A 24,541-nucleotide genomic window follows, 5' to 3' on the forward strand; every position below is an offset into this window, starting at 1 on the left:
TCCTTTATCAACGGGTGTTCGGATAGCCTGTGGAAGCAACGCGGCTCAATCCTTTGGACTGCTGCGGTAGCCGACGACTTCGAGATCAAAGCCGGTCATGGAGGGCATTTTTCGCGGATTGGCCAGCAAGCGCATTTTGCCGACGCCGATATCCTTGAGGATTTGCGCGCCAATGCCGTAAGTCCGCAAATCCATGCTTGCCGCGCGCGATGGTGGCCGGCTTTCCGGCGTGAGCAAGGCGCTGAACTGGGCGAACAGCTGGTCGGCCGCCTCTTCGCAATTGAGCAGCACCACGACGCCACGTTCGGCTGCCTTGACCGCTGCCAGGGCCGACGCCATGCTCCAGGAATGCGTCGTCGAACTCGATTCCAGCATATCCAACATGGATACCGGCTGATGCACCCGCACCAGCGCTTCGATGTCTGCCGCTATCTCGCCGTGGACCAGCGCCATATGCGCACCACCGCTAGGCTTGTCGCGGTAAATGATCGCCTGGAAATCACCATGAACGGTCTGCATCGTACGCTCGGCAATCCGCTCGACGATACTTTCATTCTGGCTACGGTAGTGGATCAGGTCGGCGATGGTACCGATTTTAAGATTGTGTACCTGCGCGAACTCAAACAGGTCGGGCAGGCGCGCCATCGTGCCGTCGTCATTCATGATTTCGCAGATCACGGCAGCCGGTGTCAGGTTGGCCAGTTCGCAAAAATCACAGCCGGCTTCGGTATGGCCGGCGCGCATCAGCACACCGCCCTTTTGGGCCTTCAGTGGAAATACATGACCGGGCTGGACGATATCGGACGGCTTGGCATGTTTGGCAACGGCAACCTGGATGGTGCGCGCGCGGTCTGCCGCCGAGATGCCGGTTGTGACGCCTTCGGCGGCTTCGATCGAAACCGTGAAATTAGTGCCATAAGAGGTGCCATTGCGGGTGGTCATCATCGACAGATTGAGGCGTTCGCAACGCTCTTCGGTCAGTGTCAGGCAGATCAGGCCGCGACCAAATTTTGCCATGAAATTGACAGCTTCTGCAGTGACGAACTCGGCGGCCATGACCAGGTCGCCTTCGTTTTCTCGGTCTTCTTCGTCAACCAGGATAACCATCCGGCCGGCGCGTAATTCGGTGACTATTTCTTGCGTGGTAGCGATTGACATGGATTGAGTCCTTTTAGGTGCGCCATTTTAATGGATTTGCGCCCCCCGCGACCTGCATTGACGACAGGAAAAACACGATTACTGCCGTCCTGCAACCCATCCGGTCGGGCGGGCAACAGCTGTCTATCGTCAGCCGGCGCGCTGCGGCCCGCTCGCACTGCTCAGCATGCGTTCGACATAGCGCGCAATCAGGTCGATCTCGAGGTTGACGCGGCTACCGGCAGTCAAGTTGCGCAGCGTGGTCACGGCAACCGTATGCGGAATCAGGTTGATCGAAAAAGCGCACGCCGTCGGCGTATCGGTGATCCGGTTAACTGTCAGCGAGACGCCGTTGACGACGATGGAGCCTTTGAAGGCCAGGTACTTTGCCAGATCAGCCGGCGCCTCAATGACCAGTTCCCACGATTCGCCGACCGGCTCGTAGCGGGTTACCAGACCGAGGCCGTCGACGTGGCCGGACACCAGATGCCCGCCGAGTCGATCAGCCAGCGTCAGGGCTTTTTCGAGGTTGACTTCACCGGCGGCATCCAGCCCGGCAGTACAGTTCAGGCTTTCGCGGGAGACATCCACGGCGAACGTGGTATCTGTCTTGCTGACGACCGTCATGCACGCGCCATTGATGGCGATCGAGTCTCCCGGCACGACGTCCGATAGCGACAAGTCGCCGGCATCAATGGTCAGGCGCACCCCGGCACCCGGTTCGGTACCCGCAGCAGACAGGTCGGTGATTTTTCCTACGGCAGCGACGATTCCAGTAAACATAGCAATTAAATAGAGTCAAGTAAGGCGAGCAAGAATACGCAGGTCCGGACCGATCTGCTTGACATCATGAAAAGCCAGTACGGTTTTACCCGACAAGCTGGTCAGCGCAGGCAAATCAAACAAGCCCTGCGCATCCCCGATCAGGCTGGGCGCAAGGTAAAGCAGCAGCTCATCAACACAGCCTTCGCGCAGCAGGGAACCATTGAGCTTGAAGCCGGCTTCGACATGCAGTTCATTGATCTGGCGGCGGCCCAATTCGCGCATCAACCCTGGCAGATCCACTTTGCCGGCCGCATTCGGCAGGCAAATGACTTCATGGCCAAGGGACTCCAGTACCGCCTGCTTGCCCGGATCAGCTTGCGCGCAGACGACCCAGACCGGGGCATCCTGCAGGATGCGCGCCTGCAGATCGATCTCGAGACGGCTATCGATGACGATACGCCGCGGCTGGCGCGGCGTGGCGACGGCACGTACGGTGAGTTGCGGATCATCCGCCTTGACGGTCCCTATTCCGGTCAGTACCGCACACGCCCTGGCGCGCCAGGCATGACCGTCGTCGCGGGCTGGTGCCGCCGTAATCCATTGGCTGGCGCCATTGTGCAAGGCGGTCTTGCCATCCAGACTGGCCGCAGCTTTCATCCGTACCCACGGCTTTCCTGACTGCATCCTTGAAAAAAATCCGATATTCATTTCGAGAGCGGCGTCGCGTAACACCTCTGTGGTGACCGCGATTCCGGCAGCGCGCAAGCGCTCCAGCCCTGCCCCGGCGACCAGCGGATTCGGATCGGCGATCGCCGACACCACGCGTGCCACGCCGGCGCGAATGATCGCGTCGGCACAGGGTGGCGTGCGACCGTGGTGGCTGCAAGGTTCGAGCGTCACATAGAGCGTGGCACCGGTGACAGAATTGCCGCACGATTGGGCGTCGGCCAATGCCTGGATTTCGGCATGAGCCTGGCCGACGGCCTGCGTGTGGCCGGCACCGAGAACAATACCGTCACGTACCACCACGCAGCCGACACGCGGATTAGGTGCGGTAATGAACATGCCTTTGGCGGCCCATTCGAGGGCGAGCGCCATGCCTTGCTGGTCATTGGCAATTTTCATGAGATTTGCTCCGAGAAGCCTCGCCCTTCAGGGCGGGGAGTGAAAGTAGCCGACCGCGTAGCGGTCGATGCCTTTAGTTGAGATACAGCAAACGCACTATTCTTCAAAAGCGGAACATTCACACCATGGTTCTCGTCTACCGCTACCGAGTGAAGTCGCTGAACGGCTTGCTGAACAAGCAAAGTCGGGCGTGTAACTTCGTCTGGAATTTTTGCAACGACAGGCAGTAAGATGCGTTGCGATTCGGTCGACGTTGGCACACCGGATTCGACCTGAACAAGCTCACGCAGGGCAGTAGCAAGGAGCTTGGCTTGCACTCTGGCACTGTGAACGCTATTTGCGAGCAGTACGCCAAGTCTCGCGCCCAAAAGAAGCGCCCGTACCTGCGCTATCGTGGCAAGAAGAATCTCGGCTGGGTTCCGCTCAAGGGGCGCGAACTGAAACGCGAGGGTGATGCTTTTCGCTTCGCAGGAAATACGTTCCGCGTGTTTAACAGTCACAGTCGCAGTCGCGCCCTCCCGGAAGGCAAGATCAAGGACGGCACGAGCTTTTCCAAAGACTCTCGCGGCAACTGGTTTCTGAACATCGTGATTGACGTTTCCGTGGTGCCCGTTGGTGCCCGCAGCCCCGAACGCGGCGTTGGTATCGATCTTGGACTGAAAGATTTCGCTACGCTGTCTACTGGCGAGAAAATTGAGGCACAGCGCATCTATCGTGGTGCAGAACAAGCGCTTGCCGTCGCGCAGCGTGCGCGCAAGAAGCGTCGTATCAGCGCAATTCACACCAAGATTGCGAATCGTCGTAATGATTTTTACCATAAGCTGTCGGACCGCATCGTCCGAGAGTTCGACTACATCGCGGTTGGGAATGTCAACGCCGCAGGACTCGCCAAGACCAGCATGGCGAAGTCTGTTCTGGATGCTGGCTGGTCGTCCTTCCGTCATAAACTTGCGTACAAGGCTGTTAAGCATGGCGCATGGTTTGAAGAAGTGAACGAACGATTTACCTCCCAAACCTGTTCGAGTTGCGGCACCTTGCCTGACTCGCGGCCGAAAGGTATCGCAGGCCTTGGAATAAGGGAATGGAAATGCAGTGATTGTGGTTGGGACCATGATCGTGACACCAATGCTGCGTTAAACATTCTCCGTCGCGGACGTGCGACGCTAGATGTAGGAATCCCCGTTCTTTAGGGCGGGGAGGACGTCAAGAGACTTTCAGATCGGGTTGGGGTAGCGACATATCAGCCGCAAGCGCCCTCGACGAGCGGATTGCATGACCGGGCGCGACCCAAAAAATTGATGATGATACGACGCTGTTGCGCCCCGAGCGATAGCGACAGGTGACCGAATTGCGGTGTCTGGCTGTTCGCGTTGGTGCGTGTGCGTCCGCTCGCGGCATACGCAATATACGGCGCGCCTCGATCAGTCATCGCGGATTTTATGGCAAGTCCGGGAGCAACGGCGTCGTGAACGTGAAGAATTGTCTCGCCCGCATCAGCCCGCCGGTTGCCGTTGTCATCAATGAAAATCATCCAGCCACCTGCCCACTCGACGCCATCGGCAGGCACCAGATCAATCCGCTGGCCGCGCCGCAGCGCTTCCGCACGGGTCAGTCTGATCGCCGCCAGCAAGTCGGCAGTCGTCGCAGCAATTTTCTGGCGCTGGATCAGCTCTGCCAGAGCGGGCACGGCCAGTGCCAGCACGATCGCAAGAATCGCCAGCACAGTCATCAATTCAATCAGCGTGTAGCCACCGCGGCGACAGGGTAGACCGGCATTGGGACGCAGGGGATTACCAGCAATTGCGTCCATCGGCGTCCTTGTGACCCAGGCTATCGAGACGCAATATCCCGCATTGCGGATCGGAAAAACCGGCATTGACCCGGTTTGTGCCTGGCCGTGCGCGAAGCAATACACACTCGGCGATGCGTCGCCCCGGACAGGCGAGTGCGTCGATTTCATAGGCACTGGCGGCAGCCGATTCTGCAGAAAACCAGGCAAAGCGCTGCTGGTCCGGCGCTGTCGACGACGATGAAAACGCCAGATACGTCATCCTTTGCGAGTACAACTGCTCTTGCTGTTGCATCAGCCTGAGCAATGCGGCCCGTCCCTCGGCCCGCTTGACCTTGCGAACTGCAAATTGGTAGGACGGCAGTGCAATCGTTGCCAGCAACGCGACGATCACAATCGCGACGAGGAGTTCGATCAGCGTAAAACCGGTCCGGCCGCAGAGCGGATTGGGCATCGTCGATTTCTCTTAAGGCCGGGTGTTGGCACGCTGCCGGTCCGGCCAGTTGGCCACCTCGCGCCAACCCAGTCGCTGGACTGGTAGCGCAATCGTCGCATCCGGCGATGCGGGGGCGGGGGCGGGGGCGGGGGCAGATGAGGACGACGCAGCGGCTTGTCCGCCCAGACCCGGGCTGACGCTCGGGCTGACACCTGGCGTCAGTAGCGTGATCCGGCGTAACAGGACTGCCCCGCCCGCGGCGCTTGAGGCTGAACGGTCGAACGACGAAAGCACCACCGGTGCAACGGGACCACCAGTGCTCGTGCGCATCACGGTCGACCCCGCCGGTGACAAACCAGTGAGCGGATCAAGAAAATACGTTCGGCCATCACCCCGATCACAGCCGTCGTTCGCCGGGATCAGCGAGCGAAAAATCAGTAGACCGTTATTGGCAAGCGCCGTCTCGACCTGCCGTTCGCCGGTACGACTTGCTTCGGGAAAGTCGAGGTACCAGCCCTTCCGGTCAGACGTCTCTGATCCATAAGTAAAGGCTGCTCCGTCGATGATGGTGCTATCGCGGCCGGACTTGCGGACTGTGCGTGCGACCAATGCTGCGCGGGAAATTACCGGCTGGCCAGGCACCGTTGTGTCATGCACCGCATACAGCGATTGAGGCGCGTGATGGATCGCCAGCCCCTCCTCCGGTGTCAGCAAACGCCCTGTCCCGAACAAGACCAGATAGCCGCCACCGGGCGCGAACACTACACCCGGCTTCGCGACGATGGGCTGACTTTTGCCACCGGAGTCACTCGCCGAAAATACCAGCTTCGGTGATGGCCAGGGCAGCACGCCGGTAAAGTCGAAGCGCCACAGCTTCCCGGCCAGGTCACCCGCGAAGGCAAAACGCACGGTACCGTTTTCATCCGGCACCAGGGCTGCCGCGCTCAGGCCTTCTGCGCTAGTAGCGAGCTTGAAGTAATTCACGCCGCGCTGCCAGCGCGCACCGGCAGGTTTGTCCAGCGCCAACAGGAACAGCCCGCCCGGCTCCGTTGAAACAACGGCAAAAGAGCGACGTTCGCCCAAACGCACCCGGAAGGTGGCGATCGCCGGCATGCCGATGACAACACCCATCGCGGGATCATCGGCGTCACTGAATTCCCAGAGCGCACCTGTGCCACTGCCAAACTGGTCCGGGCGACTGACGTCCAGCGCCACCACGCCTTTGCTGCCGACTCCGGCCGCCGCGACCAGCACGGTTTTGCGGGCGCCGTTCAAGCGTACTTCCTGCATCGCCAGTTTGCCGTCAAACCAGTTGCGCGGCGCGCCGGCGGGATTGCTTGACTGACCCAGTTCCGGCAACAGGAAACCGGGTACGTAGCCGAACAATTCAATACCGTCGGCGGCTGAAAACGCATGCAGCATGCCGTCATTGGCAGCGACATACAGCACCTCCCGCCCGCTGCCACCGGACTGGCGGACCAGCAGCGGCGTGCTGTTGAGTATCCCGCCCAATAGCGATGTGCGTGACCGGAATACGCCGCGACCGTTCACTCTTTCGGCATCGCGCTGGCCACGCAAATAATTGATGCGCCGCTCGCCTGGTCCATCGCTGCGACCGCCGCCCGGGGCCTGATGCAAGCCTTGCTGTTGCTGTGGGCTCAAGTTCTCCCAGCGGAACTCGGTGGTATTTCCGGTAGTGCGGTCCAGCGTCCATATCTTCCGCTCTGTCGCGCTATCGCCGGATGCTGCCGGCCATTGATCGGCGGCATCCCACAGTGCTGCGCCAATCGTCACGGTGCCGTTCGAGGATGTCCCGAGCGGATATTTTTTCAGGCTGCCGGACCATGATTGCGATTCGAATCCGGCACGCCACAGCCACTTGCCGAGCGGATCGGCTGTTTGCTGGGTCACCGTGATTTCCTGCGTCCCCACGGACGTCATTGCACAGGTAAAGGATTTCAATTGTGCGCGTGCCTGACAGGTCAAACAGCACAGGAGAACGAACAGCATCCGGCCTCGCTTCATGGCAGGTTTCCCTTACGGTAAAAGGTCTGCAACACGACCTGACTGGCACTATCGGCCCCAAAACCAATCGCCGAGATCCGGTAAAAATAGTCGGGCTGTTCGGCGCTCTGTCCGGCCTGCCGGTAAGGCAGCAGCTCGATCAGGTACCGCGGAAGCCGGGCGGGCAACGCGCCTGCACCGGTTTGCATGGCGCGACCGGTGAAGCGGCCGTAAGACACCGCTACGTCGCTGTCGCCGGTATCCGCCTGCGCAGACGGGCCGAGCTGTAACCAGCTGGGATGACTGGCGTCAGCAGACTGCCGGCACAAACCCTGATGCAGGTTGGTATTGCCAACCTGACAGGGATCGCCGACGGCATTCGGAAACCCTGCCTTGCTGTTGCGCGCGAACAGGTCGCTGCGTGACAGATGCGGGTCGGGCGATCCTTCGATATCGAGCTCGGCATCCAGCAAACCCGCCTCGGCTGCCTGGAAGGCGATTTCGCGATCGCGATAACTGCGCGCGGCTTTCTGGTCCTGCAGCCCGATCTGCACCGCAGTCAATGCCAGCAGGGACACGGCCATCAGCCAGACCAGAACGATCACCAGCGCGATTCCGTTTTGCAGGTTCTTCATCGTGGCATCGCCAAAGTGGCATTGCGAACACGCACCGTTGCCGTGAATAGCTTGCGCAACCGGTTCCGTTCTCTGGCTGGCAATTCGCTTTCAACAAGACGGGTTCCCGGATCGTTGGCCGCCTGCTGGCTGGCATAAGGACTACCGAACAAGTCGACCACCTGATCCAGCGCATCGGTGCGCACGGGGCGCATGCTGCGTACCAGCAGCGCAATCCGGATGTCGGTGATTTTTTTCCAGTGTGTCTGGCGATTGCGGTCCTGTGCGCGCTGCTCCGGCGTGGCACCGGACAAGGCCAGTTGCTGATCCAGCGCATCAATCTGGGACGCGGTGAGGAAGCGCGTCGGCAGCGCGGCCCTATCGGGTGCGACGCCGTACAACACCTGGAAGGCTTCGACGCCACGGACGATGGCGGCTGACGACCAGCTGCTGTGACCACGGTACTTGCAATGCAATTCAGGCTCGCCGCGCGCATCCCGTGCAACGAAAAAGATGCTCCAGCCCGACAACTGCCCGGGGCTGGCTGTAGCCGGGATGCCGACATTAAACCCGGCGCAATCCACCACCGAACCGTCGTCGGCACCGGCAAAACGCAAGGCCAGCACGTCGCTACCGTTGACCGCTCCGGGCATCGCCTGTTCGATACCCTGCGTGCCGGCCTTGAGCGAGCGGACATCGAGACCGCTGATCGCCGCCCCGGACCCGTCATTGCCTTGTTCAAGTACGGCAGATCGGGCGAGGTCCGACGACCCGCTCTGACGCACTGCACGAGTGATGCTTTCTATTGCATACCGACCCGCCTCCGATACCTCGACATGACCTTCCTGCAGATCGTAAGCGCGACGCGCAGCCAGAAATACGGTTGCGGCGATACCGATAACGAGCAAGCCAAGCACCAGTCCGATCATCACTTCGATGAGGCTGACGCCACGCTGCGAGCCGGACCGCGTGTGGCTATTCAACATGCATTACCAGCTGCGGGACGCTGGCTCCAGCAAACCCGCCACGATCCTGCCAGCCCAGCTTGATCCAGAGCGGCGCATTTAACGCTGGCCCGGCATCGCATTCCCAGCGCAGCGCATTGACGCCGGTCTGCCATGGCGTCGTATCTCGACAGATGCGTACCCTCCCTGCCGGTAATCGCGCCTTGATGCGGGCACTCCACTCATCGCGCAGCGATGCGACCAGTTGCGTCGCAGTGCATGCGCCGGCAAGGCCAAAGCAAGTTGTTGCCGGCATCCCTGACACCGGAGATGACGTCACGGTATCGTAGTCAAATTGCGCCAGCGCCATGATGTTGCTGCGGCCACGCAGCTGGTCGGCCATGTCGCTAGCCAGTTGCAGGGCGACCGATTCGGCGTCGACTTGCTGCGCGACACGCACGGAAGAAAGCAGCAACGCCAGCACACCAAGCACGCCAAGTGCGAGCACCAGCAGCGCTATCAATACTTCCAGCAGGGTGAATCCACCGATACAAGATGAGCGCATGTGAAAGGATGAAGAGTTTGTAGAGCGAGCAAGCTTACTAAAAACTGAGTACTGGAAATTGAACTGTCGACAAGGTTTGAGACAACGCAATCAACCCCGCTCCGGCCTGGATATCGACGTGGCAAATTACAAACGACATCGCCCTGCAAACCAGCGTTTCACCGCAGCGCCGGTTGGGTACAATGCGGCCATGTCCGAATTCGATTTGATCGCCCGCTATTTCACCCGCCCTGATCGCGGCCATCCTTCCGTTCTGCTCGGTGTCGGCGATGATTGTGCACTGCTCCGGCCTGTGCGGCTGCAGCAAGCCATTTCGATGGACATGCTGGTGGAGGGACGTCACTTTCTGCCAGGTGCGGATCCGGTGGCGCTGGGTCACAAATGCCTGGCCGTGAATTTATCGGATCTGGCAGCCATGGGCGCGCGACCGATCGCCTTCACGCTGGCGCTAGCCTTGCCCGCCATCGATGAGAGCTGGCTGCAGGGTTTTTCGGCGGGCCTGTTTGCACTGGCGGACCAGCATGACTGTGCGTTAATCGGCGGCGATACGACAAAGGGACCACTGACCATCTGCATCACGGTCTTTGGTGAACTTGTTACAGCTGGTGCGCTGCTGCGCAGTGCGGCACGGGCAGGCGACGACATCTGGGTCTCGGGCACGCTCGGGGATGCCCGCCTGGCGCTGGCCTATCGGCTGGGCGAACTCAAGCTTGACGCAAGCACGCTGGCACAATGCACGCCGCGCATGGACCGTCCCACTCCGCGCAATGCCTTGGGCATCGCGCTGGTCGGCGTGGCGCATGCGGCCATCGATATCTCGGATGGGCTGGGAGGGGACCTCGGACATATCCTGACGTGCTCCGGAGCCGGTGCCACCATTGATGTCGATGCACTGCCCGCAGGTCCGGCACTGGCCAGCCAGTCGATCGCGCTACGACGCGCGTATTGCGTGGCCGGCGGCGACGACTACGAGCTTTGTTTCACGGCACCGCGCGCCAATCGGCAGGCCGTCCTCGATGCCGGGCGCGACACGCACACCAATGTCACCCGGATCGGCAGCATCGATCCATTGCCGGGTCTGCGACTGACAGACCGTTCCGGCATCGCGCTTGATCTGAACACTCCATCCTTCGACCACTTCACCACACCATGACTCCTCCTATCAAAAGGCCTACCGGGCAATTCATGCTGGCCCATCCGGCACACTTGATCGCGCAAGGTCTCGGCAGCGGCTTGTCGCCCATCATGCCCGGCACCAGCGGTACCCTGTTCGGCTGGCTGACGTTTCATTTGATGAGCCAGCGCTGGCCGGATTTTTTTACCGCTACGAACTGGGCGATCGTCATCGTGGCGGGATTTTTGATCGGGACCTGGGCTTGCGAAAAAACGGGACGTGATCTGGGTGTCGCCGATCACGGCAGCATGGTGATCGATGAAATCATTGCGTTCTGGCTCGTGCTGCTGTTGCTGGCACCGGCTGATTTCACTACCCAATGCTGGGCATTTTTATGTTTCCGTTTTTTTGATATGGTCAAACCGCCGCCTATCGGCTACTTTGACCGGCACTTGAAGGGTGGTTTCGGCGTGATGTGGGACGATATTGTCGCTGCATTTTTTACGCTGCTGACATTTGCTTTCTGGCGGATGTAATTCCATCGACTAGCGGCACGGTGCCGCACTGCGCACCGTGCCGCGAGGCAATACCTTACTTGTAGACGCCGCTACCCAGGATCACATCCCCCACTTTCTCGACGTAGCTGGTTTTGGCTTCGACCGCCTTGGTCAGCGGGTTGGCCCACTTGTAGTCCACCCAGCCACTACCGGTCTTGCTATTGGCCACTTCGATGAAATTCTTGACGATCGCCTTGCCATCCGCGTCGCGCAAATCGAGGAGATTCTTGCCTATCAGTTTAGGATTGGCACCATGGGCCAGATTGGTCCCATCGCCGCCGGCGCTATACGCAAAAATATACAAGTCGCGGTCTACAAACGGGCCATCGGTCTTGCTGAACTCGGCGAATGCTTTCTCTTTTCCATTTTCTTTCAGATAAGCAGCTGCCTTCTTCACTAGCGCAACGGCTTCGTCACGCGAACCTTTTTCAGCCGCCATGGCAGTACTCGTCATCAACAAAGCAAACAGGCTCAAAACAAAACTTTTCAGCAGATATTTCATGGGTATGTCCTCAGGTTGTTTTTGGATTTAGTCGCTTGGCGCAGGTCGTGCACCAGTTGCAGCATGCCGCTCCTGAAATGACGGATAGTCGTATCAAGCCTGCGACACCATGCCCGGAGCCAATGCTTGAACACCGGCTCACGATCAAAATATTAATGGATACAATTGCATCCCATAGTGAGGAATCACAAACAAATCGTCTTGTTTAACCCAAAAAAATATGCTCACTTATTAAAAAAAGAGACTTCTAAATATGCGAGAAAAATACGTTTCCGAAAATACTTTACCAATAAATTACAATTGAAATTCGATCAAAAATTCTTAACATGTAACTCCACTATTGGAAACCGTGATGACCAAAGAAATATCGAAACTAAAAACAGATGACTCTCCGACGTCCCTTCCCGCACCAACACGCCAGACAAAAGTACCGATCGTGTCCTCATCGCACCTTGCTTCAGGACGAAGCGCGGAACTGAGCGAGTTCGAGTTCGGGCTGATTATCGCCAGCAACGCTTTCAACCGCTGGGCGGTGCGCTGTATTTCTGCCGTCGGCATGAAAGATATGACGATTACGGATGTTCTGGTGTTGCACCACATTAATCATCGCGCACGTGAAAAAAAACTCGCCGACATTGCTTTCATCCTCAATATTGAAGACACGCATGTGGTGAACTATTCATTGAAAAAGCTGCAGGCACTCGGCCTCGTGCAAACCGAGAAGCGCGGAAAAGAAGTGCTGTATTCGACCAACGAGGCTGGTCAGGATGTCTGCCGGCGCTACTTTGAAATCCGCGAGCAGGTGCTGGTATCCGGGCTCAGCGGCGACGGCACCGAGAGTTTTGAGTTGAGCGAACTGGCCCGCTTCCTGCGCATCCTGTCGGGCTTGTACGAACAGGCGGCGCGATCGGCAACGTCGCTCTGACCTCAGTATCCGAAGGCCCGGGCAGAGCGATAAAACACGAAGCTGATGACCCAGGCCAGCGTCAGCGGCCAAACCAGCGCAAGCAGCGTGAACGATCTGCTGCGTGACTCGGTGCGTATCGTCGCTATCGTCGACAGGCAAGGCGTGTAGATCAACGTAAAGAGCATGAAGCTGTAGGCCTGCACCCAGTCGATCTGATGGGCCATCGTCGTCATCAGCGCGCCGCCGTCCATGCCGTAAATGACAGCGAGCGAACCGATCACGATTTCTTTGGCGACGAAGCCGAAAATCAGTGCAATCGCGAGCTGCATGTTGATGCCGATCGGATCGAGGACCGGTGCCAGGCTGGTGCCGAGCCAGCCCGCAATCGTGCCGCTGCTGGCCGGAGCCACATTGGTCGGGAAATTCGTCAGCACATAGACCAGCACCACCCCGATGATGATGAACTTGGTAGCGCGATGCATGAAGTGGTGCACTTCCTGCCAGCCGCGCAAGGCCATCTGGCGCCAGGTGGGAAACCGGTATGGCGGCATTTCGAGGATGAACGGCTCACTGTTGGCAAACTTTGATTTGAACAATAGCGCGCTCAGTAGCGTCGTGGCAAAACTCATCATGTACAGGCTGAACAACACCAGCGGCGCCTGGGTCGGTGTGAACAGGGCCGCGATGAAAAAACGAATACCTGCAATCGCGCCGAACATAGCGAAAACGGGATCACCAGCATCGTCAGCAGGCGCAAGGGCCTGGAACGCATGACCCGCGTCCCCATCAGGGCGGGCACGTTACAGCCGAAACCCATCAACACCATCACGAAACTGCGACCATCCAGTCCCATCCTGGCCATCAGCGCGTCCATCAAAAATGCCGCGCGCGACAGGTAACCGCTATCCTCCACCAATGCCATGAACAGGAAAAACAGCACAATCAGCGGAACGAAACTGGCGACCGTACCTACCCCGTTATAAATTCCATCAAGCAACAGACCGGTGACGGGGGCTGGCAAGGCCGATAGCAACGGTTCCAGCGCGGTGGTCCGTATCAGCTGGAACAACCACGCAAGGCCATCCTGGATAGGCTTGCCCAGAATGAAAATCCCCTGGAACAACAAGAACATGATGAAGAAAAAAATCGGCAAGCCGGCCACGGGATGCAACAGCACGCGGTCCATCCGCTGGGTCAGTTGATCCGATGCATGCGCAGGTATTTGCACCGCAGTGCTCATGACCTGCGCCATCGCCTCCTCGAGAGCAGGCTCGGCTAATGGTGAGCTGGCAAGATTGACGGTGACAGGCGGTCGATTGCCGTTCAACTCTTTTTGGATGAGCTGATAGCCGTTCTGATACCCGTTGCCATACTTGGCCGAAATCAGTGCGACAGGGCAATCAAGAAAGCTCGACAGTTGCTCGGTGTCAATCGTGATGCCGAGTTTTTTAGCTTCATCAGACATGTTCAGCAGCACCACCATTGGCACGCCGAGGTGTTTCAGTTGCAGTACCAGGCTGAGTTGCCGCTCGATTTGCGCGGTATTGATCACCACCAGCGCCAGGTCGACCGGATTGAGTGACAAGAACCGGCGCACTACTTCCTCATCTTCAGAAAATCCCTGCAAATCGTAAATACCGGGCAAGTCGATTGCTTCGACCATGCTGGAGCCGATCAGGACTTTTGCACCCAGCAAATCGACCGTGACACCGGGCCAGTTTCCAACCCGCGCCGACGCACCGGTCAGGCGGTTGAAGAACGTGGATTTGCCGGCATTGGGCATTCCCAGCAGGGCAATGCGTTTCATGTGCCGGCCGTGTCGTCGACCGGTACGACTTGCACGCGCGCCGCTTCGCTTTTTCTGAGCATGAGGTCGGTGGTCCCGACGCGGACATGCAACGGTCCTGAAAAAGCTGCAGACCGCAGCAACTGGACCTGCTTGCCGATACGCAAGCCCATCGCAGTCAGGCGCAGGTAAAGTTCGTTGTGGGCATCCAGTCCGGAAATAATCGCGAACTGGCCGGCATGCAAGGACGAGAGAAGCGTTGAAAAGGGAACAGAGGGGCGCATGGTGCATCAGTCAGATGAGAATGATTCCGATTATGGCACTAGTTGCATTTTCGCGCTAGCCGCTGTTCCCTGCCGCAACTTCACCAATCCGGCGGTACGACGGCATCCGGATGTTGTCAGCATTGCCATCGGTTGATGGAACCGGCTTGTCATTACTGCCACCAAACTTGGACCGCACGAGAAATATCGCCAACTCTTCATTTCAGATTCGAGCGACAAACGACTCATCAGGAGCTTCAAATGCCACAGGGAAATGTAATAACCACTACGCCAGTACTTCCTATCGTAGGTGATGGTCCCAAATCCGGCACAGTTGTGCCGGAGATTGTGCGACCCGCTCCGACAACGGGTGGAAAGATGGATCCCGCAGTCGGCCAAGCTGGTGGAAGCACAGCAAAAGCGCTACGACGTCAACTCACCGAAGCGAAAGGTCGCACCCGTGCTGAAGCGCCACGCCCACAACCTGGCAAGGAATCTGCCGGTCAAGGCGGCGCTGGCAGCGCACCCGCTGCCAGTAGCGACGGAAAACATCCATTCCTTGATCTCGCCGGAAAAGGTATGGAGGTCGTCGCAAAGGCTGAGGAGGTTGCGATAGCTGCAATGAAAACCCAAGGTGATTTATGGGGGATGGTTACTGAAGCAAACGGCGCAACGGCAAAAAGGGCAGCTAAGTCCGCAGATGCATGGAACGGCATGTAGTCATCTGAACAATGCTGATAAAAGAATTTTAAAAGTAATTATTTCCAGTTTATTGAACACCTCTAACAATACGTTTTTCAAACAGCAACAGGTAGTGAAGTACGACGACAACCCTCCGGGAAATACGATCGAAGGTAGTGTCAACCCTCAATGAGTGACGGTCCGCCAGCCCGGACCGAGCAACACACTTCAGCATCCAACACCATCTCGTCCGATCCAGTCTTTTTCAAAGGCGTCATCATGTCTCCAGTCAGCCCAGTCGCGTCAGTCAGTACGCCCGCCGCCGGAACGTCGACACTGCGCATCGATATCACCTCCCCCACGCATGCGGATACCCAAGCATTCGCGCAGGCGATGCAACGGCATACGGCGGCCCCTGGCCTGACGCCGGTCGATGCTGGATCAAACACCACCTCCATGTCCGGTCGACTCGCCGACCGTGCTACCGAACTGGCATCCGAGGTACAAAAAGACCAGCAGTACGTCTCGAAGATGCTGGAACATGCGACACAAACCGGCGACCAGATGATCATGATGAAGGCGATGCTGGCGCTCAACGATTACCAGACCCGCGTGCAATTCGTTTCCAAAACGATTTCAAAGGCCTCGACTTCGGTGGACCAACTGACGAGGATGCAATAAACATGGCTACCTCACGAACTCGCTTCCAGGACATTCTGCCGCGCTGGGTACTGCAACTCTCGCTGTTGCTGATGCTATGGGGATGCAGCCAGGTGTCTAATCTGCAAACTAACTTGCAGGACGCTGACGCTAACGAAATCGTCGCCTTGCTGCGGCACAGTGGCATCGAGGCTAAAAAAGTGACCGCCAAGGAGGGCATCACGCTGACTGTGCACGAGGCGGATGTCCCCCGCGCTACCGACATCATGCGTGCCGCCGGCCTGCCGAAACGGTCGCTTGCCAACCTCGGTACGGTATTCAAGAAGGAGGGAATGATTTCAACGCCTCTGGAAGAGCGCGTGCGCTACATTCACGCACTTTCCGAAGAGCTGGAATTCACGCTGCAGCAATTCGATCATGTCGTCAGTGCACGGGTGCATGTGGTGTTACCTGAACGGATAGCACCGGGCGAACCCATTCAGCCATCTTCAGCAGCGGTCTTCATCAAATATACCGAGCCATTCGATGAAGATACCAATATCCCGCGCATCACCAATCTGGTCGCATCGAGTATCCCCGGCTTGTCCGGCATCGAGGGCCGCTCCAAGGTATCGGTCGTGATGGCACCCGCCAGCGCGGCACCGAAGGGAGTCCGATGGGAATCTGTAGGTCCGTTCATGATCCAGAGCGAGTCCGCCCCGGGTCTGATGTGGACCTTAGGATTGCTGATTCTGTTGAGCCTGGCCGGCTGTGCGGGTGTGGTCTGGTTTGCCCTGACCCGCACCGGCTTTGGCAAGGCTATGGCAGTGCGCATGTCACAAAAGATTCCACGCAAAGCGGCGGCCACATGATGCTGCCGGAGACATTTATCGACTGGTGGTTCAATCCGTGGGCGATCAGCGCCGACGTGACACCGGACACCGGCAGCGACGCCCTGGTTGCGCGCCGCGACGGCTATCGTGCCTGGTGTACCAGCGCCATGATCCCGGGCGACTTGCCCCTGCACTTTGACCCTGTCTGGAGCAGCATCGCGATGATGGAAAGTGCGACGATGCAGCGTGCCGCAAGCCTGTTCATGGGCTTGATCGCCGCCCGCCAGCCAGATCAGGAGGTGTTACGGGTGCTGCCGCTAAATGAACAAAAATGGTGTCGCTCGATTGCCGCGACCCAGCCATTGCAAGCGTTTGCGGTAGCTCATCCCGAGAGCACCGATACGCTCGACATCTGCGGACTGGCCGAACTGGCCATACGACTTGAGCTCGGCTTCCCGGGTCTATGGCCACGTCTGCAGTTGCACTTACCGGCGAGTAGTCAAGCCAGTATTGCTCTGCGCAGGCAGAATAACTGGGCAGGAACGGAAGACATCCTGCGATCGGCAACGCGGTCACAGCGCTGCTGGCGCCTGTGCCAACAACGCAGCGAGGAAACCGCATGATATTTTGCACCGACACCCTCCGGCATGACGCCGCCCTGCGTCCCGACCACGGCATCCTGCGCGTTGCCGCACTGGCAGTCACGACCGACGCACAGGCAAACGCACAACGTATCCTTGATGAAGCCCGCAGCGCAGCCGATCAGTTGCTCGATCAAGCGCAACAGCAGGCACGTCGGATCCTTGACGATGCCGAACAGCAATCCATCGAACGCCTGCGCGGCTATCTGATGGCGTTCGATGCGCAATATGCGGCCTTTGCCAGTCGCTCGCGCACGCTTGTGATCCGGCTCGCGCTCGACCTGTTCGACCGGATGATCCTGTCGATCTCCGATCGCGAACGCATCGAATCTCTGGTCAAGCGCCTCGCCCTCGAGGCGCCATCCAAACTGAACGAAGCAATGCTGCATCTGCATCCGTCGGACCTAGTGCATCTGCCCGATCCGGAATGGCCGGTCAAGGCCGATCCGGACCTGCGCCCCGGCACCGTCCTGCTGGTTGCGACTAGTGGGGAATGGCGCATGGAATTCGACGTTGCCATTGCAGCACTCAAAACGACACTGGAGAAACAGATCATGCCGGTGCAGTTGCCCTGAACCGTCGCGCGTTCAATGCCCTCGGACCACACCCGATGGTAGAGTAAGCCTGCTCGCAATCCGCGAACTGCATTTTCGAATCGGCTTACTTGAGGAGTTCGACGCCATGGACAAGATCACCGATCTGGCAGCGCAAGCTGGCCAGGCCCTGCAACAGCGCGGATACCTGCTCACGACCGCAGAATCCTGTACCGGCGGCGGTGTGGCCCACGCCATCACCGACATCGCCGGCTGTTCCGAATGGTTCGACTGCGGTTTCGTGACCTACTCGAACGCCTCCAAAATCGAACTGCTGGATGTTCCCGACGCATTGCTTGCCCAGCACGGTGCCGTCAGCGAAGAAATCGCAGCGGCCATGGCCGAAGGTGCCCTGGCAAGCAGCAATGCCCACGTGGCGCTGTCGACCACGGGTATCGCCGGCCCCGGTGGCGCTGTTGCGGGCAAACCGGTGGGCACTGTTTGTTTTGGCTGGTCAATGAATGCGACCACCGTCACCGAGCGCCGGGTATTTGATGGGGATCGCCACAGCGTGCGCGAACAAACGGTGGCGCATGCACTGCAAGGCTTGCTGCGTTTGCTGGACAAGCGCTAATGCTAGGCAATTTCAGCACTGCCGACGTCGAGGTCAACGGCGTCACGATTCACTGCCGCCATGGTGGTAACGGTCCGCCACTGCTTTTGCTGCATGGCTTCCCGCAAACGCACCTGATCTGGCACAAGATTGCCGACCGGCTCGCCGAGCACTACACGCTGATCATGCCGGATTTGCGCGGCTACGGTGACTCATCGAAGCCGCCGGGCGAAGCTGATCACGCCAATTATTCGAAACGGGTGATGGCGCAGGACATGGTCGACTTGATGGCCGTGCTCGGCCACCGGAAATTCCACTTGTGCGCTCATGACCGCGGCGCACGCGTGGCACACCGCCTGGCACTCGATTATCCGCAAGCAGTACGCAAGCTGATGCTGATCGATATCGCGCCGACCCTGACGATGTACGACGCCACCGACCAGACCTTCGCGACACTGTATTACCACTGGTTCATGCTGATCCAGCCAGCCCCACTGCCCGAGACATTGATCGGCAACAGCGCCGAATTTTTCCTGACCTTCACGCTCGGTGGCTGGGGGTCAGGCGGCACCGGCTTCATCGATGCCAAAGCCATGGCCGAGTACCGGCGCTGCTTTTGCACCCCTGCCGCAATCCATGCCGCTTGTGAGGATTACCGCGCCTCGGCAGGCATCGATCTCGAGCATGACCGCTTGCCGGGCAAGATTGCCTGCCCGCTGCACCTGATCTGGGGCGAGCGTGGCGTGGTCGGGCGGCTGTTCCAGCCACTGGCGAACTGGCAGGAAAAATGCAGCGCGCCAGTCACCGGCAGTGCTTTCGCGGCCGGCCACTTCATCCCGGAACAATCTCCCGAACTGCTGCTGGCCGAAATGCTGGATTTTTTCAGCCGGCCCGATAGCGATTGATCTCGGCACGCGTCGCTTCGGCAACCCGCCGTGCGGCCTGTGCAAAATCTTCGTCCTGCGCCGGAGTCGCATACAGGATTGCCCGCGACGAGTTGATCATCATGCCGGTGCCGTCGGCCGTCTGCCCCGCCGCAACCGTGGCGGCCACATCACCACCCTGGGCACCGATGCCGGGCACCAGCAATGGCATCGTGCCGACGATGGCGCGTACCTGCGCCAGTTCATGCGGGAACGTGGCACCGACCACCAGACTGCACTGGCCGTTACTGTTCCATTTATCGGCAACCAGTCGTGCCACCAGTTGATAAAGCGGCGTGCCATCGACCTGCAGGAATTGCAGATCGGAGCCACCGGGATTCGAGGTGCGACACAGCACGATCACGCCACGGTCCTTCCATTCCAGGTACGGTGCAATCGAATCGTGCCCCATGTACGGATTGACCGTGACTGCATCGGCACCATAGCGTTCGAAAGCTTCGCGGGCGTACTGCTCAGCGGTCGCGCCGATGTCGCCACGCTTTGCATCGAGGATGATCGGCAGGTGCGGATACCTGGTACGGATGTACCGGCAAATGGCCTCCAGCTGGTCTTCGGCACGCAGCGCTGCAAAATAAGCGATTTGCGGCTTGAAGGCGCAGGCGGTAGCAGCCGTGGCGTCGATGATGGCCGTACAAAACTGCAGGATGGCATCCGGCTGATCCCGCAGATGTGCCGGAAATCTAGCGGTATCCGGGTCGAGGCCGACACACAGCAGCGTGTCGTTGGTGCGCCAGGCGGCGGCGAGTTTTTCTGTGAAAGTCACGTCAGTATCCGGGGGGTTGCGAACCCGCGCATTGTAGCGTGACGATGCTTGAATCCAAGGCGAATCGCCCCAAGATGCCCCTTGAATTGCCGTGTTTAGTTTGTTACCGTATTTTCTAATTCATTCACATGACGGAGTATCTCCATGCATAGAGCCCTGAAGTGGTTACTGGTCGGATTATTCATCTCGACACTGAGCGCTTGCGGCTACAACGATTTCCAGACGCGGGACGAAGGAAGCAAGGCCGCCTGGTCGGAAGTGGTCAACCAATACCAGCGCCGCGCCGACCTGGTACCCAACCTGGTCAAGGTCGCTCAAGGCTATGCATCGCAGGAGCGCGAAACATTCGAAGCCGTCACCCGCGCACGCGCCGCAGCAACCGGCATCCAGATCACGCCTGAAGTACTCAATGATCCGGAGGCACTGAAAAAATTCCAGCAAATTCAGGGCGATCTCTCATCGGCCCTGTCGCGCTTGCTGGTGGTCACCGAAAACTATCCCCAGCTCAAAGCCGATGCCGGCTTCCGTGATTTGCAATCGCAGCTCGAAGGCACCGAAAACCGCATTGCCGTAGCGCGCCAGCGTTACATCAAAAGCGTCGAGGACTACAACGTATTGGCACGCAGCTTCCCGACCAACCTGACCGCCAGAATGATGGGGTACAACGTCAAGCCGGTCTTCACTGTCGACAATGAAAAAGCCATTTCCAATGCCCCGGCCATCAATTTTGGCAAATAGCGTCATGGCGCTGACGCGCTTCCTGGTTGCGGTCCTGCTGGCCGGCAGCCTGTCTCTGGCCGCTGCACAAGCTCTGGTAGCCGTGCCACCGCTGACCGGGCATGTGGTTGATCAGGCGGCCATGCTGCAAGCGCCGCAGCTAGCCGCGCTCGAGGCCACGCTGACGCAGTATGAAGCACGTACCGGCTCGCAAATCGGCGTGCTGCTGGTGCCAAATACCGCGCCCGAAACCATCGAGCAGTACAGCATCCGTGTCGCCGATGCCTGGAAACTTGGCAGGACAGGCGTCGATGACGGCGTGATTCTGCTGGTCGCCAAGGACAATCCGAAAGGCTCGGGGCGCTTGCGCATCGAAGCCGGCCGCGGTGTCCAGGGATCGCTGACGGACCTGCAATCGAAGCGCATCCTGCAAGAAGCGATCGCCCCCTACTTCCAACGCAATGACTTCAATGGCGGCCTTGCAGCCGGCACCACCGCCATCATGTCGCTGCTCGACAAAGAACAGCTCCCAGCCGCGCCCGCACAAACGGCACCGCCCCGGGATGCGAGCATCAGCCTGGAAGTGCTGCTGCCCGTCCTGCTACCCTTCCTGCTGCTTGGCGCCGTCGTGCTGGCCGGTGCGCTGACGCGAGGTCGACGTGGTCGCAATTACCTCGAGCAAGGTGGCCATGGACGTACCGAAGGCGTGATCCTCGGTAGTGCGATCGCCGGTGGCAGCTTTGCCGACGGCAACCGTGGCGGCGGTTTCTCTGGCGGCGGTTTCTCTGGCGGCGGATTCTCCGGTGGCGGTGGCGGATTCGATGGCGGCGGCGCCTCGGGAGATTGGTGATGCGGATGCTTTCGCGCCTTGTGCGCCACCTGACAACGACGGCCGCTTCCGGCAAGCGCGCCTTTCCTGTTGCCACCTTAAAGGCCATCGAAAACGTCATCCAGCATGGCGAACGGCTGCATCGTGCCGAAGTCAAGCTGGTCATCGAAGCAGCCCTTCCCCTGTTCGATGTCTGGAGCAAGGTCACTGCACGGGATCGTGCGCGCGAACTATTCATTCACTATCGTGTCTGGGATACCGAAGGCAATTGCGGCTTGCTGTTCTACATCAATCTGGCTGATCACAAGGTCGAGATCATTACCGACCGGGCCGTCGGTCGTGCATTGACGCCGGACGAGTGGCGTGACATTTGCGGATTGATGACGCAAGGATTTCGCCGGGGCATTTTTCACGATAGTATGATCGGCGCGCTGACGGTACTCAATCACAAGCTGGAACAGCATTTTCCGGATACCGGGGAGCGCCGCAATCAGCTCCCGGATGCACCGTTAATTCTGTGAACGGGTAAGCTGAGTCTGATGGATCAGGCAGTACTGCCATAAGTTGTGGGAGGGTTCCGGAAAACTCTCTACAATCCATGGCACAAGCATTTGTACTACCCTGAACCAACCGCTATTCCTCGAGCAACATAACCTCAATGCCGGTATGTTCCGTCCGGCTGCAATTAGCCAACTATGATAAGAATCCTGGTAGTCGATGATCACGCGGTAGTCCGTGCAGGCGTGCATTATTTCATTGATGACATCCCCGACATGGAAATCGGCGGGGAAGCAGGTACCGCTGAAGAAGCGATCCGCTTGATCCGGGCGGAAGACTGGGACATCGTCGTACTCGACATCGCCATGCCGGATAAAAGCGGCGTCGAAGTCCTGAAGCAGATCAAACGTGAAAAGCCGGATCTGCCGGTCCTGATCCTGAGCATGCACCCCGAGAACCGCTACGCCGTCCAGATCCTGCGCAGCGGTGCCAGCGGCTACGTGCAAAAAGAAGCGCTGGCCACCGAGCTGGTCAATGCGATTCAAACCATCATGCGCGGCCACAAGTACATCAGCTACGCGGTCGCCGAGTTACTGACGATGGACCCCGATACCCATACCGACAAGCCCTTGCACGAGACTCTCTCGGCACGGGAATACGAAATTTTCTACAAGCTCAGCCAGGGCGAAGGCGTCACCAAGATCGCCGATGAACTATGCCTGAGCGTCAAGACCGTCAGCACCTATCGCGCGCGCGTTCTTCAAAAAATGAACATGACCAGCAATGCCGACATCATTTATTACGCGATCAAGCAAAACCTGATCGATTGAGCCACGAGCAAGGACACCCCCATTGAACCAACCGCTGTCGCCACCATTGCAGGTATTTTTAATTGAAGATTCCAGCCTGGTGCGCGAACTCGTCATCGAAAGTTTTGCGGACATTCCCGGCATTACGCTGATCGGCCATGCCGATTCGGAAGACGAGGCGTTTGACCAGCTGGAGCGACACCCCTGCGATATCCTGATCCTCGATATCCAGCTCAGACAGGGCAACGGCATCAGCCTGCTGCGCCGGCTGGGTAGCACGCCTCGCCATGAAAATCAGATCCGTATCATCTTCAGCAACAACGTCAGCAAGGGCTATCACCGCCTGGCCGGACAATTGGGCGTCCAGTATTTCTTCGACAAAACCTCCGAATTCACTGACATGCGCGAGCTGCTCGAACAACTCGGCAATGGTACGGCCGCGGTACCTTCGCCCCGCGCAGACTGATCGCGCAGCACGATTCTTGTCGGCGTAATCCCACACGGAAATGCGTGGTGCACTGATTCGAAAAATGCACCCTCTCTGTGATGATCGCTCCATCGAAATTCTCACCACCAAGAGGAGATACGCATGGAACAGGGATTGAAAGTCTGTGACACCAACCTACCCGGTCCGCAAAGCGCGCGCAACCTGACACGCAGCGCCGATAACCTGAAACCGCAGAGCCGCGACACCCGCCGGCCGGCAGCCCGGATACCCGGTGCCGTTCGCATTGCAGGCCTGTATGGCCACAACCCAAAACAGAACAATTTACTAGCTGGCCTACCCGCTGACGATTACGAACGCATCCTGCCGCATCTCGAACTGGTTCCGATGCCACTCGGCATGGCCGTGTGCGAGGCCGGGGTCGAAATGGAGCACGTCTACTTTCTGACCAGCAGCATCGTCTCCCAGCTCTACGAATCGCGCGATGGTACCGCTACGGAAACTGCAGTCATTGGCCACGAAGGTATTGTTGGCGTCACGCTGTTCATGGGCGGCGGCACCTCGCTGAACCGCGCCGTGGTCAAAAGTGCCGGATACGGATTCCGCCTGAAAGCGGCGCTGCTCAAGGAAGAGTTCTACCGTGGCGGCGCGCTACAGTCATTACTGCTGCGCTACACCCAGGCACTGCTGACGCAGATGTCGCAGACCGCCGTGTGCAACCGCCATCACAGCGTCGTCCAGCAACTCTGCCGCTGGCTGCTGCTGAGCCTGGATCGCCTACCCTCCAACGAAATGAGCATGACCCAGGAGCTAATCGGCAACATGCTGGGCGTACGCCGCGAAAGCGTCGCCGACGCAGCGGGCAAATTGCAGGATGAAGGCTTGATCCAGTACACCCGCGGGCACATCACTGTGATCAACCGGCCGGGTCTGGAAGAGCGTGTCTGCGAATGCTATGCCGGCGTCAAAGCCGAATACGACCGACTGCTTCCCGCCACGCCACGCAGCCGCTGAACGCCTCTGCCCGCAGACCAACCATGATGCATTGCGCATCTCCGGATAACCGGCACACGCCTGCACCCCTGGTG

The 24,541-nt window shown here is 58.9% G+C and carries 30 protein-coding genes and 1 pseudogene; 17 read left to right on the forward strand and 14 right to left on the reverse strand.

Going from position 1 to position 24,541, the window contains the following annotated elements; genetic code table 11:
- Positions 1 to 45: 45 nt before the first annotated feature.
- The 3 genes from ribBA to ribD form a co-directional block, all read right to left on the reverse strand.
- Positions 46 to 1,158 (reverse strand): bifunctional 3,4-dihydroxy-2-butanone-4-phosphate synthase/GTP cyclohydrolase II, encoded by a 1,113-nt coding sequence (ribBA, locus tag RHM62_RS16410; RefSeq protein WP_322123121.1) that lies wholly within the window; start codon positions 1,156 to 1,158, stop codon positions 46 to 48.
- 129 nt (positions 1,159 to 1,287) lie between these two features.
- Positions 1,288 to 1,920: a riboflavin synthase gene (locus tag RHM62_RS16415; protein ID WP_322123122.1), complete on the reverse strand. Its 633-nt coding sequence runs from the start codon at positions 1,918 to 1,920 to the stop codon at positions 1,288 to 1,290.
- Positions 1,921 to 1,935: 15 nt separating this feature from the next.
- Positions 1,936 to 3,027 (reverse strand): bifunctional diaminohydroxyphosphoribosylaminopyrimidine deaminase/5-amino-6-(5-phosphoribosylamino)uracil reductase RibD, encoded by a 1,092-nt coding sequence (gene ribD, locus RHM62_RS16420; RefSeq protein ID WP_322123123.1) that lies wholly within the window; start codon positions 3,025 to 3,027, stop codon positions 1,936 to 1,938.
- Positions 3,028 to 3,152: 125 nt separating this feature from the next.
- Here ribD and RHM62_RS16425 point away from each other — a divergent pair.
- Positions 3,153 to 4,217, forward strand: a pseudogene (locus RHM62_RS16425) (RNA-guided endonuclease InsQ/TnpB family protein).
- Between the two features lie 50 nt (positions 4,218 to 4,267).
- Here the strand turns inward: RHM62_RS16425 and RHM62_RS16430 are convergent.
- From RHM62_RS16430 to pilV, 6 genes are all read right to left on the reverse strand, one after another.
- Positions 4,268 to 4,837, reverse strand: coding sequence for a GspH/FimT family pseudopilin (locus RHM62_RS16430; protein ID WP_322123124.1), 570 nt, complete (start codon positions 4,835 to 4,837; stop codon positions 4,268 to 4,270).
- Positions 4,818 to 5,270 (reverse strand): type IV pilin protein, encoded by a 453-nt coding sequence (locus RHM62_RS16435; RefSeq protein ID WP_322123125.1) that lies wholly within the window; start codon positions 5,268 to 5,270, stop codon positions 4,818 to 4,820. Before RHM62_RS16435 ends, RHM62_RS16430 begins: the two co-directional genes overlap by 20 nt.
- A gap of 12 nt (positions 5,271 to 5,282) precedes the next feature.
- A complete protein-coding gene (locus tag RHM62_RS16440) occupies positions 5,283 to 7,163 on the reverse strand; it encodes a pilus assembly protein (RefSeq protein WP_322123126.1) in 1,881 nt (626 codons plus the stop codon).
- A 110-nt stretch (positions 7,164 to 7,273) separates the two neighbouring features.
- Positions 7,274 to 7,891, reverse strand: a complete 618-nt coding sequence (locus RHM62_RS16445) for a pilus assembly PilX family protein (RefSeq protein ID WP_322123127.1) — start codon at positions 7,889 to 7,891, stop codon at positions 7,274 to 7,276.
- Positions 7,888 to 8,856, reverse strand: a complete 969-nt coding sequence (locus RHM62_RS16450) for a PilW family protein (protein WP_322123128.1) — start codon at positions 8,854 to 8,856, stop codon at positions 7,888 to 7,890. Before RHM62_RS16450 ends, RHM62_RS16445 begins: the two co-directional genes overlap by 4 nt.
- A complete protein-coding gene (gene pilV, locus RHM62_RS16455; RefSeq protein ID WP_322123129.1) occupies positions 8,846 to 9,379 on the reverse strand; it encodes a type IV pilus modification protein PilV in 534 nt (177 codons plus the stop codon). Before pilV ends, RHM62_RS16450 begins: the two co-directional genes overlap by 11 nt.
- Positions 9,380 to 9,569: 190 nt before the next feature.
- On the opposite strand from pilV, the gene thiL reads away from it, so the two are divergent.
- Positions 9,570 to 10,532, forward strand: a complete 963-nt coding sequence (gene thiL / locus RHM62_RS16460) for a thiamine-phosphate kinase (RefSeq protein ID WP_322123130.1) — start codon at positions 9,570 to 9,572, stop codon at positions 10,530 to 10,532.
- 32 nt (positions 10,533 to 10,564) lie between these two features.
- A complete protein-coding gene (locus RHM62_RS16465) occupies positions 10,565 to 11,029 on the forward strand; it encodes a phosphatidylglycerophosphatase A (RefSeq protein ID WP_322123131.1) in 465 nt (154 codons plus the stop codon).
- 55 nt (positions 11,030 to 11,084) lie between these two features.
- On the opposite strand, the gene RHM62_RS16470 is transcribed toward RHM62_RS16465, so the two are convergent.
- On the reverse strand, positions 11,085 to 11,552 hold the full coding sequence (locus RHM62_RS16470; protein ID WP_322123132.1) for a cache domain-containing protein: 468 nt from the start codon (positions 11,550 to 11,552) through the stop codon (positions 11,085 to 11,087).
- 352 nt (positions 11,553 to 11,904) lie between these two features.
- Between RHM62_RS16470 and RHM62_RS16475 the strand changes: the two genes are divergently transcribed.
- Positions 11,905 to 12,477, forward strand: a complete 573-nt coding sequence (locus RHM62_RS16475) for a winged helix DNA-binding protein (protein ID WP_322123133.1) — start codon at positions 11,905 to 11,907, stop codon at positions 12,475 to 12,477.
- 2 nt (positions 12,478 to 12,479) lie between these two features.
- Here RHM62_RS16475 and RHM62_RS16480 read toward each other — a convergent pair whose 3' ends face one another.
- The 3 genes from RHM62_RS16480 to RHM62_RS16490 are packed head-to-tail and all read right to left on the reverse strand — an operon-like array spanning position 12,480 to position 14,529.
- Entirely contained in the window at positions 12,480 to 13,109 is a 630-nt protein-coding gene (locus tag RHM62_RS16480) for a nucleoside recognition domain-containing protein (protein WP_322123134.1), read from the reverse strand.
- Positions 13,088 to 14,266, reverse strand: coding sequence for a ferrous iron transporter B (locus tag RHM62_RS16485; RefSeq protein ID WP_322123135.1), 1,179 nt, complete (start codon positions 14,264 to 14,266; stop codon positions 13,088 to 13,090). Before RHM62_RS16485 ends, RHM62_RS16480 begins: the two co-directional genes overlap by 22 nt.
- Positions 14,263 to 14,529, reverse strand: a complete 267-nt coding sequence (locus tag RHM62_RS16490) for a ferrous iron transport protein A (RefSeq protein WP_322123136.1) — start codon at positions 14,527 to 14,529, stop codon at positions 14,263 to 14,265. The genes RHM62_RS16485 and RHM62_RS16490 overlap by 4 nt, the downstream gene beginning before the upstream one ends.
- Before the next feature lie 357 nt (positions 14,530 to 14,886).
- Between RHM62_RS16490 and RHM62_RS16495 the strand changes: the two genes are divergently transcribed.
- The 7 genes from RHM62_RS16495 (at position 14,887) to RHM62_RS16525 (ending at position 19,353) form a co-directional block, all read left to right on the forward strand.
- Positions 14,887 to 15,228 carry a hypothetical protein gene (locus tag RHM62_RS16495; RefSeq protein WP_322123137.1) on the forward strand — a complete coding sequence of 114 codons (342 nt, stop codon included), beginning with the start codon at positions 14,887 to 14,889 and terminating at the stop codon, positions 15,226 to 15,228.
- Between the two features lie 240 nt (positions 15,229 to 15,468).
- Positions 15,469 to 15,870, forward strand: a complete 402-nt coding sequence (locus RHM62_RS16500; RefSeq protein ID WP_322123138.1) for an EscI/YscI/HrpB family type III secretion system inner rod protein — start codon at positions 15,469 to 15,471, stop codon at positions 15,868 to 15,870.
- A 2-nt stretch (positions 15,871 to 15,872) separates the two neighbouring features.
- Positions 15,873 to 16,700: a type III secretion system inner membrane ring lipoprotein SctJ gene (gene sctJ / locus RHM62_RS16505; RefSeq protein WP_322123139.1), complete on the forward strand. Its 828-nt coding sequence runs from the start codon at positions 15,873 to 15,875 to the stop codon at positions 16,698 to 16,700.
- A complete protein-coding gene (locus tag RHM62_RS16510) occupies positions 16,697 to 17,284 on the forward strand; it encodes a hypothetical protein (RefSeq protein WP_322123140.1) in 588 nt (195 codons plus the stop codon). The genes sctJ and RHM62_RS16510 overlap by 4 nt, the downstream gene beginning before the upstream one ends.
- Positions 17,281 to 17,877, forward strand: coding sequence for an HrpE/YscL family type III secretion apparatus protein (locus RHM62_RS16515; protein WP_322123141.1), 597 nt, complete (start codon positions 17,281 to 17,283; stop codon positions 17,875 to 17,877). The genes RHM62_RS16510 and RHM62_RS16515 overlap by 4 nt, the downstream gene beginning before the upstream one ends.
- A 106-nt stretch (positions 17,878 to 17,983) precedes the next feature.
- Positions 17,984 to 18,469: a CinA family protein gene (locus RHM62_RS16520; protein WP_322123142.1), complete on the forward strand. Its 486-nt coding sequence runs from the start codon at positions 17,984 to 17,986 to the stop codon at positions 18,467 to 18,469.
- Entirely contained in the window at positions 18,469 to 19,353 is an 885-nt protein-coding gene (locus RHM62_RS16525) for an alpha/beta hydrolase (RefSeq protein WP_322123143.1), read from the forward strand. Before RHM62_RS16520 ends, RHM62_RS16525 begins: the two co-directional genes overlap by 1 nt.
- On the opposite strand, the gene pyrF is transcribed toward RHM62_RS16525, so the two are convergent.
- Entirely contained in the window at positions 19,331 to 20,155 is an 825-nt protein-coding gene (pyrF, locus tag RHM62_RS16530; protein WP_322123144.1) for an orotidine-5'-phosphate decarboxylase, read from the reverse strand. The genes RHM62_RS16525 and pyrF overlap by 23 nt on opposite strands.
- Before the next feature lie 144 nt (positions 20,156 to 20,299).
- On the opposite strand from pyrF, the gene RHM62_RS16535 reads away from it, so the two are divergent.
- The 6 genes from RHM62_RS16535 to RHM62_RS16560 all read left to right on the forward strand — a co-directional run bounded on the left by RHM62_RS16535 (position 20,300) and on the right by RHM62_RS16560 (position 24,467).
- Positions 20,300 to 20,893, forward strand: a complete 594-nt coding sequence (locus RHM62_RS16535) for a LemA family protein (protein WP_322123145.1) — start codon at positions 20,300 to 20,302, stop codon at positions 20,891 to 20,893.
- A 4-nt stretch (positions 20,894 to 20,897) separates the two neighbouring features.
- The gene (locus RHM62_RS16540; protein ID WP_322125431.1) at positions 20,898 to 21,722 is read left to right on the forward strand and encodes a TPM domain-containing protein; all 825 of its coding nucleotides are present in this window, start codon (positions 20,898 to 20,900) and stop codon (positions 21,720 to 21,722) included.
- A 5-nt stretch (positions 21,723 to 21,727) separates the two neighbouring features.
- Positions 21,728 to 22,222, forward strand: coding sequence for a TPM domain-containing protein (locus RHM62_RS16545; RefSeq protein WP_322123146.1), 495 nt, complete (start codon positions 21,728 to 21,730; stop codon positions 22,220 to 22,222).
- 174 nt (positions 22,223 to 22,396) lie between these two features.
- Positions 22,397 to 23,029, forward strand: a complete 633-nt coding sequence (locus tag RHM62_RS16550; RefSeq protein ID WP_322123147.1) for a response regulator transcription factor — start codon at positions 22,397 to 22,399, stop codon at positions 23,027 to 23,029.
- 22 nt (positions 23,030 to 23,051) lie between these two features.
- Positions 23,052 to 23,474: a response regulator gene (locus tag RHM62_RS16555; RefSeq protein ID WP_322123148.1), complete on the forward strand. Its 423-nt coding sequence runs from the start codon at positions 23,052 to 23,054 to the stop codon at positions 23,472 to 23,474.
- Between the two features lie 123 nt (positions 23,475 to 23,597).
- Entirely contained in the window at positions 23,598 to 24,467 is an 870-nt protein-coding gene (locus tag RHM62_RS16560) for a Crp/Fnr family transcriptional regulator (RefSeq protein WP_322123149.1), read from the forward strand.
- The last annotated feature ends 74 nt before the right edge of the window (positions 24,468 to 24,541 follow it).

This window comes from Actimicrobium sp. CCC2.4 (assembly GCF_034347385.1).
Lineage (GTDB): Bacteria > Pseudomonadota > Gammaproteobacteria > Burkholderiales > Burkholderiaceae_D > Actimicrobium.